General features: G+C 51.5%; 9 protein-coding genes. 1 reads left to right on the top strand and 8 read right to left on the bottom strand.

Annotation, left to right across the window (positions count from 1 at the left end; translation table 11 throughout):
- The 5 genes from SPIBUDDY_RS08685 to SPIBUDDY_RS08660 form a co-directional block, all read right to left on the bottom strand.
- Nucleotides 1-6,870, bottom strand: coding sequence for a hypothetical protein (locus tag SPIBUDDY_RS08685; protein WP_013607382.1), 6,870 nt, complete (start codon nucleotides 6,868-6,870; stop codon nucleotides 1-3).
- Nucleotides 6,871-6,963: 93 nt separating this feature from the next.
- Nucleotides 6,964-8,268, bottom strand: coding sequence for an ISL3 family transposase (locus tag SPIBUDDY_RS08680; RefSeq protein ID WP_013605953.1), 1,305 nt, complete (start codon nucleotides 8,266-8,268; stop codon nucleotides 6,964-6,966).
- Nucleotides 8,269-8,306: 38 nt separating this feature from the next.
- Nucleotides 8,307-8,918 carry a hypothetical protein gene (locus tag SPIBUDDY_RS08675; protein ID WP_013607381.1) on the bottom strand — a complete coding sequence of 204 codons (612 nt, stop codon included), beginning with the start codon at nucleotides 8,916-8,918 and terminating at the stop codon, nucleotides 8,307-8,309.
- A gap of 484 nt (nucleotides 8,919-9,402) precedes the next feature.
- The gene (locus tag SPIBUDDY_RS08665; RefSeq protein ID WP_013607380.1) at nucleotides 9,403-10,677 is read right to left on the bottom strand and encodes a galactokinase; all 1,275 of its coding nucleotides are present in this window, start codon (nucleotides 10,675-10,677) and stop codon (nucleotides 9,403-9,405) included.
- Between the two features lie 9 nt (nucleotides 10,678-10,686).
- Entirely contained in the window at nucleotides 10,687-11,739 is a 1,053-nt protein-coding gene (locus tag SPIBUDDY_RS08660; protein ID WP_013607379.1) for a UDP-glucose--hexose-1-phosphate uridylyltransferase, read from the bottom strand.
- An 87-nt stretch (nucleotides 11,740-11,826) separates the two neighbouring features.
- Between SPIBUDDY_RS08660 and SPIBUDDY_RS08655 the strand changes: the two genes are divergently transcribed.
- Nucleotides 11,827-12,801: a LacI family DNA-binding transcriptional regulator gene (locus SPIBUDDY_RS08655; RefSeq protein ID WP_013607378.1), complete on the top strand. Its 975-nt coding sequence runs from the start codon at nucleotides 11,827-11,829 to the stop codon at nucleotides 12,799-12,801.
- A 71-nt stretch (nucleotides 12,802-12,872) separates the two neighbouring features.
- Here the strand turns inward: SPIBUDDY_RS08655 and SPIBUDDY_RS08650 are convergent, their stop codons facing one another.
- Genes SPIBUDDY_RS08650 through SPIBUDDY_RS08640 form a run of 3 tightly spaced genes read right to left on the bottom strand, consistent with a single transcriptional unit; the run spans nucleotide 12,873 to nucleotide 16,355 of the window.
- Entirely contained in the window at nucleotides 12,873-14,393 is a 1,521-nt protein-coding gene (locus SPIBUDDY_RS08650) for a RecQ family ATP-dependent DNA helicase (RefSeq protein ID WP_013607377.1), read from the bottom strand.
- A 31-nt stretch (nucleotides 14,394-14,424) separates the two neighbouring features.
- Nucleotides 14,425-15,396 carry an aldo/keto reductase gene (locus tag SPIBUDDY_RS08645; protein WP_013607376.1) on the bottom strand — a complete coding sequence of 324 codons (972 nt, stop codon included), beginning with the start codon at nucleotides 15,394-15,396 and terminating at the stop codon, nucleotides 14,425-14,427.
- Nucleotides 15,397-15,410: 14 nt separating this feature from the next.
- Nucleotides 15,411-16,355 (bottom strand): ADP-ribosylglycohydrolase family protein, encoded by a 945-nt coding sequence (locus tag SPIBUDDY_RS08640; RefSeq protein ID WP_013607375.1) that lies wholly within the window; start codon nucleotides 16,353-16,355, stop codon nucleotides 15,411-15,413.
- Nucleotides 16,356-16,382: the final 27 nt, after the last annotated feature.

Here is a 16,382-nt window from a genome sequence, read left to right as displayed (position 1 = left end):
TTACATCCCGAATCCGGGTGCGCCACCGCTAAAACCACCACCTAATCCGCCACCAAAACCACCACCTAATCCGCCACTAAAACCACCACCAGCTCCGCCACTAAAACCACCACCAGATCCGCCACTAAAACCACCACCACCACCAAAGAACGCGTCCATATACCCTCCAAGTCCTGGATCAGGGGCGCCTCCTCCCATACCTGGGCCGAATGGAGGCGGATAATTGGGCGGCATGAAGGAGTCAATAGGCATCCCCATTTGGAAATAGTTGGATGGAGGAGGCGGGGGAGTCGGCTCGTTGTCAGGCCCTTGCGATCCTGGAGGAATATCAATATTTGTTCCTCCGCTTACTTGTTGTTCGACTGGTGTTGGAATCGAAGAGAGTATTTGTACCGGCTTCAACACAGACACAGTCGATCCGTCACTACCGACAGCTTCGGCTGTGATGATATGCTCTCCCTCACTGATGTCTGCAAGGCTGTCAAAAGCGAGAGTGTTTCCTGTACCAAGCACTCCATCGAGATGGGAACGCCAGCTAAAGGCTGAGGCTTCCAGCATTTCTCCGTTACGGTCGAAGCCTTCTGCGTGCAAGCTTGTAGCCGCCCCTTTTTGGAGGATCAATGCTTCGGTCCCTTCAAGCAGGGAGAGCGTCATGCGGTCGAGTACCTGCAGCCTCACGGAGGTTTGGGCAACGATATTGCCACCTGCATACGCTAGGGCGGTAATCGAGCGTTCTCCAGCTTTGAGATCAGCCTGGGTCAAGTCAAGCGAGAAGCCACTTGCCACCGGTTCGGAGGAGAGGTCATGCATCCATGTGACCTGGTTGACTCCCGTCAAATCGGCCAAGGTTGCATGAATGACCACTGAGTCGGTTGTCTTGTCAAAGATTGCCGGCACATCCTCTAGGAAGATTCCCTTCCTGCCGGCAAAAAGGTTCAGGCTGGTAGCCGAGGTTCGTTTTATACCGGGTTCCTGGGCAGTGAGTACTACTTCATAGACTCCTTCCTTGGCAAATTGAGCGGGGGCAATGGTTGTTCGCACCGTCTTTCTGCCTTCTCCAAATTCCCAGGTGAGTTTCTGCTCAGATCCATTGATCGTAAGCGAGAAGGTGGGTTCTGTGAAACCCGTCAATGCTGCCTCCATCACAATATCCTGACCGACTCTCAGTACGGAGTCGGAAAGAGGACTGATAATGGAGAGGGTGGCATCGGAAGTGAAAGCGAGCGTGAAGTCCTTGCGTAGGATTTCCGCTTGACTCGCATCCCCGGTGCTGTCCGAAAGGATCATGGTAACGAGGGCATTTTCCCTGAGCAGTTGTGTAAGCTCGGTAAACAGGAGATAGGTTTCCTTTCCCTCTTTCTCCAGCACCCTGTTGCCCTGTCTGATCCGCCAGGTAACCTTGGGTTGTATGCCTCCTTCAACGCTGGCCTTCAGTGCCAATGGGGGCGAAGCCTCAGCGATGAGATAGGAAGGAAGACCGTTGTTCACCACGACATCGACCAGCTTCAGCGGCTCGTAGAAGGAGACTGAAACCTGGGAAGCACCCTTGCTTTGGCTTATATCGGTTGCTTCTGCCTGTATCGTCGTCCTACCGGTTTGAGTCGGGATATAGATGAGGGGATTTCCAACTCCAATCACCTTCTGGTCCGCGGTGGTCCACTGTACTGCACCGCTGAACACCTGATCATCCTCGATTGCAGCCGAAAGGATGATAGGCTGTCCGACCTGATAAGCAGTTCCTTCGGTCAACGTGGTAATGGTGACCTTCGGCGGTGCATTGACCGTAAAGGCAACCGAGGCTTGTTTTCGTTGGCCTTCAGCCTGGTAGGTAGCCGTCAAGGTATACAGTCCACTCTGGGTTGGTGCTGTGAGGGCTCGAATATCGGCGATGGGATTGCCGTTGAGGCTCCAACTTACCGACTCTGCCTTGGCTCCTTGAGGAAGGCCGACCAGTGTCGGGCGTAGAGGTATTGCGGCATTTACCAGACTTCCATGCATCCAGTTGATGCTCAGGTCGATCGGCTCATTCTGTACATCGACGGTAATCCGTTTTCTTGCACGTTCCCTTGAGGATACATCGGTGTAGAAGGCGGTAATCTCCACCTTTCCAATGGCCTTGCTGACAAACTTTGCCTCTCTGCCTCCCAATGTCTCCTTTGCAAGCGCCGGATTATCCAGATACTGGATTTCCCAGCGATACGAACCGCCTTCATCGGCAACCGGTGAAGCTATCAGAGGAATCTCCAAATTCCTGTAGTAGCTCTTGTCTTCTTGCGGTGAGTGCAAACTCATGGCAAGCGTTGCCTCGGCAACGGTAAAGCGAACACTTTGGGTGGTTCTTTCTCCCATGGAATCGATGGTGGAAGCGCTTAGGGTATGCGGGCCCACATCGTTGGCAACCAAAAGCCTTGAAGCATTGGCTGCGAGCGGGATTCCATCAAGGGTGTACAGGATGGTTTGGTTTGTCAGTTTGTCTTCTGCATCAAACGCTGTTGCTGACCATTTCAGATTGTCAGTCGTGTATTGAATCGGCGGCACTGACAAACTTAGGCTTGGGCTCGTATTCTTGTTCAGCGTGAAGCTGACCATACGCTCCCTGCTTCTTGAGAAAGCAGTGGTGACCAACGTGAGTTGCACATTGCCTGTCAATCCACTTGGATTGAATTGGGCCTGGCTTCCTACGGCCACCACGCGATCTCCCAACTTCCACAGGAACGTTGCCCCACTCTCGCCGCTGGCTTTGAGTTCAACCGGTTTGGCATCCGAGTAGGTCAGGCTTTGTCCATTGGATGGAGCGAGGATGGTGGGTTGCACAATGTCACGGACCGTTATTGTCAGCTCACCGCTGGTGCGTTGCATACCTTCGTTGTCGTAGCGGCTCTGGATGGTGAACGTGCCTGCCTTGTCAGCGGCAAATTCATAGGAAAGCCCGCTCACATTCGTGGTTTGGTTATTTAGGAACCAACGGATGTGTTGTGCTGCATCGCTGACATTCACTGCTGATCCCGCTACCTTTTCAACTCCGACCAGACAGGTAACCGGATTTCCCAATACGACTTCCATCGCGCCTGTATTTCCCATCAGGTTCAACTGGAAATCACTTTGTACTTCCACTTGTACTTGAGCTGATATAGTATTTCCGCCCAGATCGCGAGCACTGGCCGAAATCATATGGCGTCCTGCTGAAAGTTTTCCCAGATTCCCGGTCAAGAAATTGCTGTTCCGCACGATTTGGTTGTCCACTCTCCAGGTAATGAGATTCTGACTTCCGCTCTTGACCTCGAGGCTACCCAGCACTTCGCTATCGGGTGACAGCCTTTGTCCCTCTTTCGGTGAGGTGATAGCGATGGAAAGAGGTTTGTAGACCACTATCTGCTTTTCTGCTAGCTTGGTGTTCCCATATATGTCGGTGGAGCGAACTCCCAGGACATGGGTTCCAGGCGGCAGTGAGGCGATGGTATACCTACGGTTTGCCGGCATGCGTTCTTCCTGGTACACCTTCCCATCGACCAGATACGTAAGCGATGCCGTCAGATCGGTGGACTGCTGCATCACCAGATTTGCCGTGACGGTGACGCGCTGTCCTTCCTGAACGCTGTCGGGTGCAGTAATCGAACCAACATAGGGCATGGTGGCAACATCGATATCGCGACCGGATATACCGCTTTGGTTTGTGGGTTCATACTCACCGAGTGTCCCATCGGTCAGCCGCACCGAGGTTGCAATTCCCTTCAGATCGATGGAATGTTTTCCTGGATTAAGGGTGACGGTTGAACCTGAATGGAGTTGCGTGTCAACCATCCACACAAGCCTGTCAATATCCCGGCTTTCAGCCATCAAGGGCAGCGGAGTGCCTGCTGGATAGAACTTGTAGGTATTCAGAATTTGCGGCATGATAATGCTGTAATAGGGATCTAGAATCCTTACATTGAAGTTCCTATCCACGCTAATCTCGTTACGGAGCGCCCGAACAGTCAAGACCGCATTCTTTTTATTTTTCGGGAACTGGATTGCAAGGCGTTCGTTTGCACCTACAACGGTGCCGTCCAAAAGCCACGTGAAAGTTTCGTCAGTCTCACCGCGGACCATGAAGTTGTACGCAAGGCCCGCAATCAATCGGTCGTTGTCCACAAGCCCTGAAACCTCAAACTTCGGGGGAGTTCTGTCAACAACCCTGAACGTAACAATCTGTGGTTCCGTTCGCTGCAGTTCGCTTGTTCCCGTCAAGTTGTACAGGCCACTTACCGCAAGGGTGTATTGGCCGACGGCCAGTGAGTTCCAATTGAACTGATCGGTGATCGCCGTACCATTGAGTGTCATGGCATAGGAAACAACATCCACACCTTCTAGTGTCGGTATGGGTATCTGACCTTTTGCAAACTGCATGTTGGATTTGGGATTGGTGATAACAACCGTCGGGTTGATGATCCGAACCCGCCACTCCTGGGTAACTTTCTGGCCGTAGGCATCCGCTATGCTTGCACGAACCGTATAGAGCCCGGGTCCCCAACTTTGATGGGAAATGCTCTCTGCAGTGACTCTCCTGATCTCGGTATCAGCTGAGTGGATGGTCCATTCTGGAGTGATGAGGGTGTTTTCGCTCGCCCCTTTTACCATGAATACGACTGGCTTATTCTGTACCTGACTGATCAGGGAGGTTGCCGGAGTAAACGTGGTTATCACCGGAGGTTTCTCACTATACACCGTGAGATTGAAGGAGTTGGCTTCAAGCCCTGTAAATGTGGTAAGTCCTCCAGAGGGGTTCAGAGCCTCCACCTTATACCCTGCACGGATGGTATGAGTGCCTGTTTTTGTGATGGTGTAATCCCAATCAGGAACTTCAATCCCGTCAATTTGCCAGAACAGGTCGCCGTCCACAACCGAAGCTGCGATAGGAATTCTACTTCCTGTTACATAGGCCGCAACCGAGGGTTTGGTACTATAGACAGCAGGATTTGCAATCTGCAATTGTATGGATTTGCTACTTCTCACCCCGTCACGATTTACAGCATGATAGGTTGCATTCACGAGTTTTTTCTGTATCGAAGCAGCAGGAGTATAGGTAGTACCTGTCAGCCGCGCTCCATCGACTTCCCAATATTGACTGGTAATCGGGGATGCAGAACTGACTTCCGCAGACAAGGTGTATGATTTGCCTGCAACCAGCTTTGACCCATCGGATGGGGATGTAAGGATGATCACCGGTGGTTGCAAGTCTTTGATGGTAATGGAAACAGGGTTGGAGCTTTCTCCGTATTCCTTTGGGTTCCCCAAGGGATCGACGACATTCCAGAAGGCTCTGGCATACAAGGTGTACGTTCCGATGCCGATCGAAGAGAGGTCCAGCGTCGAGCCGTTGATTAGTTTGTTGTTGAAAAACCAAACTACGCGATCAGCATTCGGCGCGTTGATAACCGGAGTAAGACTTGCAGTAAGTGGATGTACAGATTGTGTCAGCGGTGAGGTTATAGCAATCTGAGGATCGATGACCAATACCCGCAACGATGAGCTGCTAGCTTTTTGATAGATATCGGTAGCAGTAAGGGTTATGGTATAGTCTCCAACAGATGTCGGATTAAAGCTCGCTTGGCTGGAAGAGGTGCTAAATGAGCCTGAAGCAGCTCCGCTGTATGTCCATTGTGTGCTCTGAATCGTATTATCCCCGCTCACCTGTGAAAGAAGGTCCAGCGAAGTACCCAGTACGATTTCCACTTCTTTAGTCGGTCTGGTGATAGCAACCACCGGTCCGCTTCCGACTGCCGTGATGGTTTGGTTTGCGGATTGCACAGTTTTCGTATTGCCATTGATGTCCGCCGGACTTGTTCCACGGGCAAAGAGGGTGAAGGTCCCACTTTCACTGAAGGTGTAGCTGATGCTATTTCCTTCTCCTATCACCGTGTTGTCCAAATACCAGGAAACATTCTGTAAATCCTTGCTGGCTTGGGTATCGAGTGAGAGAGTAAGCGAGCTATCCTGGGCAACGGTGCGGGTTGTCCCTCCTTGGAGTGCTATGGCGGGGTCAAGAACGGTTAGGTAGAGTTTGGAGGAGTCCTTGCTGAGGTTGAGGCTGTCCACAACATTGATATACGCCAAAAGGCTGTTTGCCGGGTAGCGACGTGTTGGGGTATAGGCGATGCTTGTCCCATTTTTTGTTTCTGTGCCAATTCTCCACTGTGCACTTTTTTGGGTGGCGTCATCGCTGAACGTAGGAGTTGCCAAGAAGTTGTACGACTGGCCGACAAACAACACGGCATTGTTGATAGGATCTTCAACATCGATAGAAAGATTGGTATGGGCTATGGTGGTAAACGATTTTATAATGCCGCTCGTACTTGGGAAGAAATTGGTATTGTCCTTGTTTATCGGCATCACATGCCAGGTATAGGTTGTGCTGGGGACTAACAGGGTATTCGGGGTATAGCTGTTGCTGGTCGTGTATCCATAATATTGGCCGTTGAGGTAAATACGGTACTCTTTCACCCACGACTCGTAATCGTCATTGAAACTCCAGGAGAATTCCGGGCGGAAGGGAGAGGAAAGATCAACCGAGGTTGCAAATTTAGGAGTAGGGAATTTGATGGAAGTAGTGGTGCTGTCCACCAGATACCCTGCGGCATCCTTGAATTCGATGGCAAAGGAGTAGGTTTCTCCTGCTCGGAACGTAATGCCGGACAAATCATAGGTGACTTCCCCATTAGGCAAGTCACCCGGATATCCCTTCAGTGCATCACTGGCTGAAGCTGTAACCCGGTTGTGATTCTTGGTGAGGACTTCGGTGACGCCAGGTCCCGAAATAGAGAGTTTGGTTGTAGAGGTATTGGGAATCGTGCTATCGCTGTAATAGGGAATCTCCGGTACACGGAATGTCAATTCCTTTGTTCCAACTTCTGGAGTTGTGAGAACTGCAATGGTCCCTACGGTAATTACCTTGAAACGGCCTTTCGCTGTTTATAGTGGGTAGCTCTACATGATTGGCTGCAGGGGAAGGGACAATTCTCCACAGACGAAGTAGATCATATTCATGAAGTTCCTCATGTTCCTGAAGCCTCTCGCACGGCTCTTGATGATGCTTATCTTCGAGTTGAACCCCTCCAGGATTGCATTGGTCCTCAGGGTCTGGAAGTAGTTGAGAATCTCCACCGCATTCCTGGTCAGGCACTGTGCAAACTTGCGGATTTCCATGACCGCCGAGTTGGCGAATCTGATGGCCAGCCGCTCAAAGTCAGACACCATGTCCTCGTCATAGGCCTTGTGGGTCTCATAGAAATCCTGCAGCTCAAGACGGCAGCTGTAGGCCTGGACCGTATCCAGATATTCGACCTGGAGCAGTTGGCCGAGCCGCTCCCGCTGCCTGTCGGTGAGGTTGTCGGGGTTCTTCAGCCAGATGTACCGCGTCTCTTTCAGGTCCTTTGTCTTTGCGGCGTTCTTGCTGCGCATTTCCCGTTTCCTGGTATTGTCCACCGCATCCGAACAATTCTTGACCACATGGAACTTGTCCACGGTGACGACGGCCTCGGGAAAGCTCTCCCCCAGGACGCTGCGGTAGCCGTGGATCATGTCGCTGGTGGCAACCTTCACCTGCCCGGGTTTTCCGTCCTTCTCCTTGAAACGCTCAAGAAAACGTTTCACGGCATCCTTGTCTTTTCCTTCCGTCACAAAGAGTACCCTCGCTTTCCCCGCCTGCCTGCGCCTTCCAGCCTCATCGGTGACGACATCGGGATGGGAGAGGAATACCGTGATGTAGTTGTGACCCTTGTGGCTGTACTCGTCCACCCCTATCGCACTGACATCCGAGAAGTCCTGGTCCTTGAGGGCCTCCCCCACATGGTAATCGATCAGGCGCCACAGCTTGGTGTCGTGCTCCCCGATCTCACGGGCAACCGTCCTGACCGGCATATGCTTCACCAGGGTGAGTATCACCCCCTCCATCATCAAGGTGAAGCCGCTGCCGCTTCTTGCCCAGGGCACCGGGACGGTCCTCACCTTGCCGTCGGGCGTGATGATCCTGGGAACCCTCGCCGTGATGTAGCAGCGATACTGGAAGAAATTGAGATGCCTCCAGGTTCTCTCCCGTGTGTCGTGGACCTTGCAGCCCTGGTCGAAGCCTGGACACGGGAAACTCGACCCTTCCTCAAAATCGATCCGTATGTGGAGTTCCAACAGCGTTGGCTGCTTCTCGGACGGAACCATCTCCAGTGAAGTGATGCGCCAAGGTTCCTCAAGGCCCAATCCGAGGCTGAAAAGTTTCTGAATATGCGGATCGATCATCTGCTTTGCTCCTTGCTCTAAACATAGCAAATTACCCTCTATTCATGAATACCCAATTGAGTCTTACCCACCAGAAACAGCGAATAACCCTTGAAACTGACGGACTGCTTTGCTTTGATTACACTACCGGTAGCATCGTTTTCGTTTGCCAATTCATAGGCGGTGAGTGAAAGCGTATATTCACCTTCCGGAATGCTGCGGTTGGAACTGGAAAAGAAGTCGGAGGTGATCGAGTCCATACTCGTGACACCAAACGCATCCCTGATTGATTGGGGAGCCGACCCTCCACGTACATTTCCTGTATAGCTAAGCAAGTCGGTATTGGTGAATGTCAGCGACTGATTGGCGGTAAACTGTTTCACAATTTCCGCTGTTGCCGTGTTCTCACCGGTAATGGAGGTACTGTCGATTTTCAGTTCCAGAATGAGGAGCAGCCACGCAGGGGTGGCATCGTTGGAGATGGTGATGGAGACCATGGGAGTAGTGAGAATGTCCCCAAGTTTGAAGTTTGCTTTCCTGCTGGTTACCAGATTACCCGGTATAGAGAGTACTCTTGAGGTTGCTCGGCTTACTTTGGCAGTAAGGGGAGACACTACGACGCATGCGAGCAATATGATGCACAGAGCAATGAGTAATACGTTACGTTTCATACCTACCTCCAACCCGATTCAAGAACGAATATTTCCAAACACCTTTGTGGTGTTTTCAGGAAATGGGAAGGAGTACCTTCGCTTTCATTGATGCATCTGCATCCATGAAAGGACAACAATCATACAGTGAAGGAACGACGGGGTAATGAGGGCTGAATAAGGAGTGCAAGGTATCCTCTATGCCGCAAAACGTTCCCAATCACATACTCATGTTCAAGTGCAATTTTGGATTTGTCAATATAGCCGATGTATCTAGGAGTGAAGAACATTTGGCCTTCAATTTTCTCTTTGTCCTCCAGGAATGCTGGAACGCTCAGAGTCTTCTGGAAATTATGCGGTTACGTCCAATTAGTTGTCAATTATTGTAGGTTTTGTAGGTGTTTGTTCGAAATTCACACCTCTGAAAGAACAATGGGTTTACAAATTTTCCGGTGCGATAAAAAAAGCAGGCCATTTAGGACCTGCTTAGATACATGCTCGTTTGTTAGTCTGCTATGCAGCAAGCCGGCTTGCTTCGCACAGCAATCGTGGTGACGCTTTTCTTGCCGAAGACAGCTTCCATGCCTTGTACATAGCGTTCTAGGTCAGCCTTTGGTACATAGGCTTGGATGGTACCGGCAAAGCCGCCTCCATGCACCCTGACCGTAGCAGTACCGCCAAGCATGGCTTTTGTCATGGCGATGGCAAGACTCAGCCCCTGATCCTCGGGGAAGAAGGAAGGGTAGAGATTCTGCAGGAAGCAGAAGGAACTCTCTCCGCTTTGTCTCACAAACTCCAGGTAGGAGTTGATCTCATTATCCTTCAGAGCCTTGAGCATGCTCTCTACCCGTTCATTCTCTGCGAAGAAGTGTATCGCGCGAAGGATGCAACGGTCGTTGTTCAATGTTTTTCGAAGCTCGGGCAAAGCCTTGGTAAAGGCTTCTTGATCTACTTCACGCAAATGGTGTTTGCCAAAGAAGGATGCAACTTGCCGCATTTCAGTGGGAACCGATGCATACGAGGGGGTAAGGTCGGCATGGTTTCCACCGGTATCGACAATACACAGATGGTAGCCCTGCTCAGAGAAGGAGTATTGGATCGGCTGGATGACGGGATTGGCTTCGTCTGCAAAATCGATGCCGATAATCCCTCCATAGGCACAAGCCATTTGGTCCATCAAACCCGAAGGCTTGCCGAAGTACGTGTTCTCACTGAATTTGCCGATGATGGCCAAGTCTACGGGAGTGAGTGCATCGACATTGTACAGATGATTGAAAATGGTCCCGCATAGTACTTCAACTGCTGCAGAAGAGGAAAGGCCGGAACCCTTGAGCACCCGGCTGGTGGTATTTGCCTGCCAGCCTCCGATAGTCAGTCCCCGCTTCCTAAAAGCCGCAGCAATCCCACGAACCAAGGCTTCGGTGGTGTTCTTCTCGCTCTCCTGTACTGCAAGGTTTGCCAAGTCCACTTCCACCGAAGGATACCCTTCGCTGGTGAGAATAACCTTCAGATCCTCGCGTTTGGTAACGGCTGCGATGGTATCGAGGTTGATGGTCGCCGCCAGGACGCGACCGAGGTTGTGGTCGGTATGATTTCCTCCCAGCTCGGTTCGCCCGGCAGTGGAGTAGAGGGATGGATTTTCATGCCCAAACAGCCTCTGATGCTTTTCGACGAGCTGGACAAAACGCATATCCATATCAGCTGCATCGAAGGTATCACCATACAAAGCTGGGTAGTGTTCGTGTAACAGTCCTTGTTCTATTGCGTGCTTGGTTGCCATAGGTATCTCCTAGTGTAGAGTGCTTCGATAGTGCACATCGCTTTGTTCTCTGAGCTTTTGAGCAGCCTGCTCAGCGGTGATATCGCGCTGGGGCATAGCCATCATCTCATAGCCTACCATGAATTTCTTGACGGTGGCGCTGCGTAGCAAAGGCGGGAAATAGTGCAGGTGCATGGTGTGTCCCGGATAGGCCTTCCCATCGGTAGGTTTCTGATGTACTCCCATGGAGTAGGGGAAGCTGGTTTGGAATACATTGTCGTAGCGGATTCCCAGCTGCTGCATCGTGTAGGCGAGGTCTTTTCGTTCTTCTTCGGACAGATCGCAAAGGCTCTGCAAATTTCTTTTGTAGGGGAGAATCATGGTTTCATACGGCCAAACAGCCCAGAAGGGAACAACAGCGAGAAAGTGCTTGCCTTGGACGACCACCCGTTCGCCAACCTCTTGTTCAAAAAGAGCATAGTCCATCAACATAGTGCTTGTATGGTTTGCGTAGTACATCGCTTCCTGTACAAGTTCGGTTGCTGGAATGTCCGGAATGATTTGTTCGCTCCAAATCTGTGCATGCGGATGGGGATTCGAACACCCCATGATCGCCCCACGGTTCTCGAAAATCTGCACGTAGTTGATCTTCTCGTTGCTTCCAATCGTCTCATATTCCTTCTGCCAGACTGAGAGGACTTTCTCGATATCCTCTATCTCCATCCTAGCAAGGGTAAGGTCATGTCGGGCTGAGAAGCAGACTACTCTGCATTGACCGCTTTCACCATTCGCCTTAAGCAGTCCATGCGGACCCATTTCGATTGCATCGCTGGGTGTGGTAGGCAGCAAGGAGGCAAAATCATTGTCAAACACATACACATCCTGATAGTCAGGGTTCCGCTCTCCGCCCGAGCGCTGGTTGCCCGGACATAGGTAACACGTGCTATCGTACGAGGGAAGCTCTTGCAGATTGGGCTTCTCAACCTGTCCGTTCCAAGGACGCTTGGTCCGGTGGGGCGAGACTTTCACCCACTGTGCGAGCAGCGGATTATACCGGTTGTGTGTATCGAATTGTAAATCCATAGCTGTTACATCCCTCTTGCTTTCTTAAATGTACACGTGTACACTACACCTGTGACAATGCTTTGTCAACGAAAAATGGAGGCCCTGATGAGAATTACCCGCGACAGTGTCGCCTCCCTTGCGAATGTCAGCAGTGCAACGGTTTCCCGAGTCTACAATGCCCCCGATTCAGTCTCTGCTGATTTGCGGCAGCGAGTCTTTGAGGCGGCAGAGACGCTGGGCTACTCGCCCAACTGTCTTGCCGCAAGTTTGAGGCGCAAGGGCACCGGAACGCTTGCGTTTGTCGAGTTCAATAAAACAGGCAGACCCTATTATTGGGGGAATTTTCCCAGCTTCGATTGGTTCTTCGGCAGATCCCTGCGGGGTGTGCAGCAAGTCATCGGCCAAAGCTCCTGGCAGTTGCGGTTTTACAACGTACGTACCAAAGAAGATATGCAAGCACTCCAAAAGCAGTGTGATGGAATCCTTTCCTATGACGTTGATATGAGCGAAGAGCTGGCTTTGTTTGAGGATATTTCCATTCCCTATGTACTCTCGCATCATCTGCACGAAAGTACGCAGGGCCTGTGTGTACGTACCGACAACCGGTACGGGGGAGTACTGCAAGGAAACTACCTCAGGGACAAGGGGTGTGTCAGGCCTTTATACATCACGGGGTTTATTGAAAGTGTAATGCCGCATGCTGAACGCTTGGAAGGCTTTCTGAGTGTCTACCCCGAAGCAAGGGTGCTGCATACAAGTATTGGAGCTGCTACCTCGATTACATCGATACTGCCTCAGATAGAACAGATACTTAGCTCTGACCATATTGACGGAATTGCAGCGGTGAACGACCTTACCCTCTTTGATGTACTGATGCGTCTGCCACTGGACATGCCTGCAGTAGGGTACGATGCTTCTCCCTTCTCGGCACTTCTCGGTGCCAAGGCGGCAAGCGTGGATATCCAATGTGGACAACTTTATCAGAAAGCCACCCAGAAGCTTTTACTGCTGCTCAGTGGCCAGCAGGAAGAGAGTAGTACCATCCAACCCCGTTTGGTTATCGGTTCGGCGGGGATGTGAGCAGCAACAACAATTTTTTCCATGAACGTGTGAGTTTTCTTATAGGAGGCTTGAACTGTTGCTCCAACTGCTTAATCGGCAGGAATGGACGGGGCATGGTCTGGTAGGTCTGCTGTGGTACATGCTCGGTTTTCTTTCGTTCCATACGTAAGTTTTTTATAGAAGTGATGTGCTGTCAAGAGTGTCACATACGTTTTGCAGGGAAGATACAGGCGTCTAGAGCGCCTGGTCATGCACACCTTTCCCTCTGAAAGCAGCAAAAGCAAAGCTGAGCGTATCTCCTTCTGCCTCCACGAAGAAAGTGTTTTGGAGAAGCTGTTGTAGGCTGCTTGGGATGTAAGCAGCGTAGAGAGAGAACTGGGACTGTAGCGCAATGGATGCCAGGCAATACTGCCAAGCAGTGCATCCTCTCCTTGTCGTTTTGCATCTACGGTATGGCTACATACATCACAACCGTTGCAGAAATCCAGTGACTCACCGAGTTCTGCAAGCAGACTCTCCCGATAACATGCATCCACTGAAAAGAAGAGTTGGGTAAGTTTTCCTTTTTCTGTGCCGTCGAGGAGGATGAAAGCCCTGCTTTGCCTCCCATCGCGTCCACCACGGCCGCTTTCCTGCAAATAGGAGAGGGCATCGTCTGGAAGCTCTCGGTGGATGACTGTCCTGATGTTGCTCTTGTCCACTCCCATACCGAACGCGTTGGTTGAAAAGAGGACGCCTTCCTGCTGGTTTCCAAACCAGCTTTCCAAGGCTTTGCGTTGGTTGGAATCCAAGCCTGCATGATAGTACCTGCAAGGGATTTGAGGATGGGTTCTTTGCAAGGCGTTGCAGGCAAAGAGCGTGCTTTCGCGCGTATTGCAGAAAACAAGTGCTGGACGGAAGTTCTTTTGTGCAAGCAGAGCTGCCAAGGTATGGTCTTTGCTCAGTGTACGAAAAACATGGTAGCTGATATTCGGCCGGTCACTGCTACAGCGTACCAGATGAGGTTTGCCCCTGGTGAATATGAGATCATTCAGACCTTGGATGACTGCCTGGTCGGCTGTTGCCGTAAAGCAAAGGATTTGTTTGATGGGCAGGAAGGCGAGCAAGGGAGCGAGGGATGCAAAAACAGGTCTGAAGCCCTCCCCCCAGCGAACAATGGTATGGGCTTCATCGACTACCAACAGACTGATGGTATGATGGGCAAGTTCACAAAAGACTGCCTGTTGGCTCAAGCATTCTGCATTGGTGATGACCACTTTGCAGCGGTGGTCGTCCAGAAGGGAGAACAATGCTTTTCTCTGCTCCCTCGATTGCCCTCCCTGGATGGCGATGCATGCGATCCCCAGCTTGGTAAACCGCCTTACTTGGTCGTTCATCAAGGAGCGTAAAGGGTAGACGATGACAGTCAGGCCTTCGACTAGCAAGGAAGGGAGCATGAAGCACAAGCTTTTGCCGCTGCCGGTGGGCAGGGTTACCAAAAGCCCTTTGTGGTTCACATTCTGTGCATCGAGCTCAAGAATGCGTTGGATGACAACCGATTGAAACGGTCTGAGCATTTGTATGCCGAAGACCGTTGACGCAAGATCTTTGATGGTGTGATCCAACTCCATGCCCCAAAGGCGGCATTGAAGCTGGATTGCTTCAGCTTCGTTCCTCGGTGCGGTCGTGGGCGGGAGGAAGCGGGGGGCTGATTATATCCAGTTGTTGTAGCACTTCCTTGCTTAATGGATGGGAAAGTGCATCCAGCGATGGTCTGAGTTGGTCGATATCGGCTGCACCCAAAATTGGGGCGGTGACCGCAGGATTCGAGAGTATCCACGAAATTCCCAGTGTTGCAGGGTGCATGCCAAGCTGAGCTGCATAGGAAGCAAACGAGGCTCCGACCTGCTCATAGAAGGCTCCCTCATACCGAATTTTGTACTTGGGATTTTCTATCAGGCGGCCACTCTTCCTTCCCTCAGGACTCACATACCTTCCGGTGAGCAATCCTCCGGCGAGAGGACTGTAGGTGATCACTCCCATTCCCTCAGCGCGTGCCATGGGAAAGAGTTCCACCTCAGCCATTCTCTTGGCAAGGTTGTACATCGGCTGGATGCACTGTACACCGACGAGATTTTTCAGCTCGCTCACCCGAAGCAGTCGCTCAACCTGATAGGCGGCATAGTTGCTCACCCCGATACTCAGGACCTTTCCTTCACGCACGAAACTGTCGAGGGTTCTCAACACTTCTTCCTCGCTCGTGGTAGGATCGAAATGGTGCAGAAAGAAAACATCCACATAGTCGGTTCCAAGGCGCTTGAGACTCTGATGCAGGGCATTGCGCAGGTTTTTGGCGGAGCAACCCTTGTCGTTCACCCCGTCCCCCATAGCTCCATACGCTTTGGTCGTTATCACCACCTTGTCACGCTCAGCTGCAATGAAGGAACCCAGATACTCTTCAGCGAGGCCTTTCTGATACACATTGGCGCAGTCGAAGAAGTTGACACCCTTCTCCCTGCACAGGTTGTACATCGCCTGTGACTGGGCCTTGTCGGCACGTGAGCCGAACGACATGGTGCCGAAGCACAGCTGCGATACCATGATGCCGGTTTTTCCTAACGGTTTGTATTCCATCACATCCTCCAATCTCAAGCTAATTCGAGCAAGCTTTTTGCAAGCGAAGCTGCCAACTTCTCCATATGTATCGTTTCCCGTTTGAAGAGGGTTTGTTTCTTGATCATCGACTCAAGGGCCGCTGAAGGGAATATTTCATCGATCCAGCGTTCGGGAATGCACTGGCTTCCATACAAGCCTGCAGCCAAGCCTCCATAGACGGCGCACGTAAGCCGAGCGTTTCCCCCTCGCATCACCAGTGCCTGCATTCCCGCTTCGTAGGAATCGAAAGCGATCAGGGTGTGCATGACAACTAAAAGGGTTGTAAGGACGAAGGTGCTCTGTTTTGCATCATACAAGGGAAGCGGTTTCTGATTGATGGCTGCCTGCAAGCAAGTGATGATGCGCTCATCGAAGCGGCTGCGTTTTGCAAAGCTTTGCAGCTCTGTCACAAACGTGAGGCCTTGGTCATACCCTTGCTCCAACAGTGAAGCAAACCCGTAGGAGAGCAGCAATGCTGCTTGCAAAGAAAGATCACTGCTGCTGGTGATCTGATTCTCTGCCTTGAGAAAGGTGAGCCACTTTCCCTGGCTCTGTGATACTTTCAAAATCCCGTGAATGGGGGAGCGGGTGAGAGACAGGCTGTGGTCAGCCTTGGATGGCTCGGTCTGAAGAATGTGGCTGACATGCTCGGAGGGGCCATCCCCTTCCTGGATATATTTTCTATAGCTGGCTTTTACATGGTGGACGTCGCATGCCTTGTTGCTTGCAATACTGAGACCAAGCAGGGTTGGTAAGTCACTGACATCGCTTGACATTCCGCATAGGGGCCGGACTTCTTCCAATGTGTAGAGTTCCTGTATCCCCTCGGGACACAATACTTCCACCTCGCTCGCTTCCATGCCATCGGTCTGGCTGCCCATCCCATCACCCGTATACCATCCTGTAAGGATTGCAATTGCTTTCTCTTGGTTGTCCATCACCTCACTCCTGGCCTCACGATATAG

Source organism: Sphaerochaeta globosa str. Buddy (assembly GCF_000190435.1).
In the GTDB taxonomy this organism is placed as follows: Bacteria; Spirochaetota; Spirochaetia; order Sphaerochaetales; family Sphaerochaetaceae; genus Sphaerochaeta; species Sphaerochaeta globosa.
Note: the sequence above shows the minus strand (reverse complement) of the source record. Positions and strands in the feature narration are given on the sequence as shown.

Coding starts and splice junctions, on each gene's coding strand:
- SPIBUDDY_RS08665 (WP_013607380.1), bottom strand. CDS start 10,677: ATGGCAACCAAGCACGCAATAGAACAAGGACTGTTACACGAACACTAC.
- SPIBUDDY_RS08645 (WP_013607376.1), bottom strand. CDS start 15,396: ATGGAATACAAACCGTTAGGAAAAACCGGCATCATGGTATCGCAGCTG.
- SPIBUDDY_RS08655 (WP_013607378.1), top strand. CDS start 11,827: ATGAGAATTACCCGCGACAGTGTCGCCTCCCTTGCGAATGTCAGCAGT.
- SPIBUDDY_RS08675 (WP_013607381.1), bottom strand. CDS start 8,918: ATGAAACGTAACGTATTACTCATTGCTCTGTGCATCATATTGCTCGCA.
- SPIBUDDY_RS08660 (WP_013607379.1), bottom strand. CDS start 11,739: ATGGATTTACAATTCGATACACACAACCGGTATAATCCGCTGCTCGCA.
- SPIBUDDY_RS08650 (WP_013607377.1), bottom strand. CDS start 14,393: ATGGAGTTGGATCACACCATCAAAGATCTTGCGTCAACGGTCTTCGGC.
- SPIBUDDY_RS08640 (WP_013607375.1), bottom strand. CDS start 16,355: ATGGACAACCAAGAGAAAGCAATTGCAATCCTTACAGGATGGTATACG.
- SPIBUDDY_RS08680 (WP_013605953.1), bottom strand. CDS start 8,268: ATGATCGATCCGCATATTCAGAAACTTTTCAGCCTCGGATTGGGCCTT.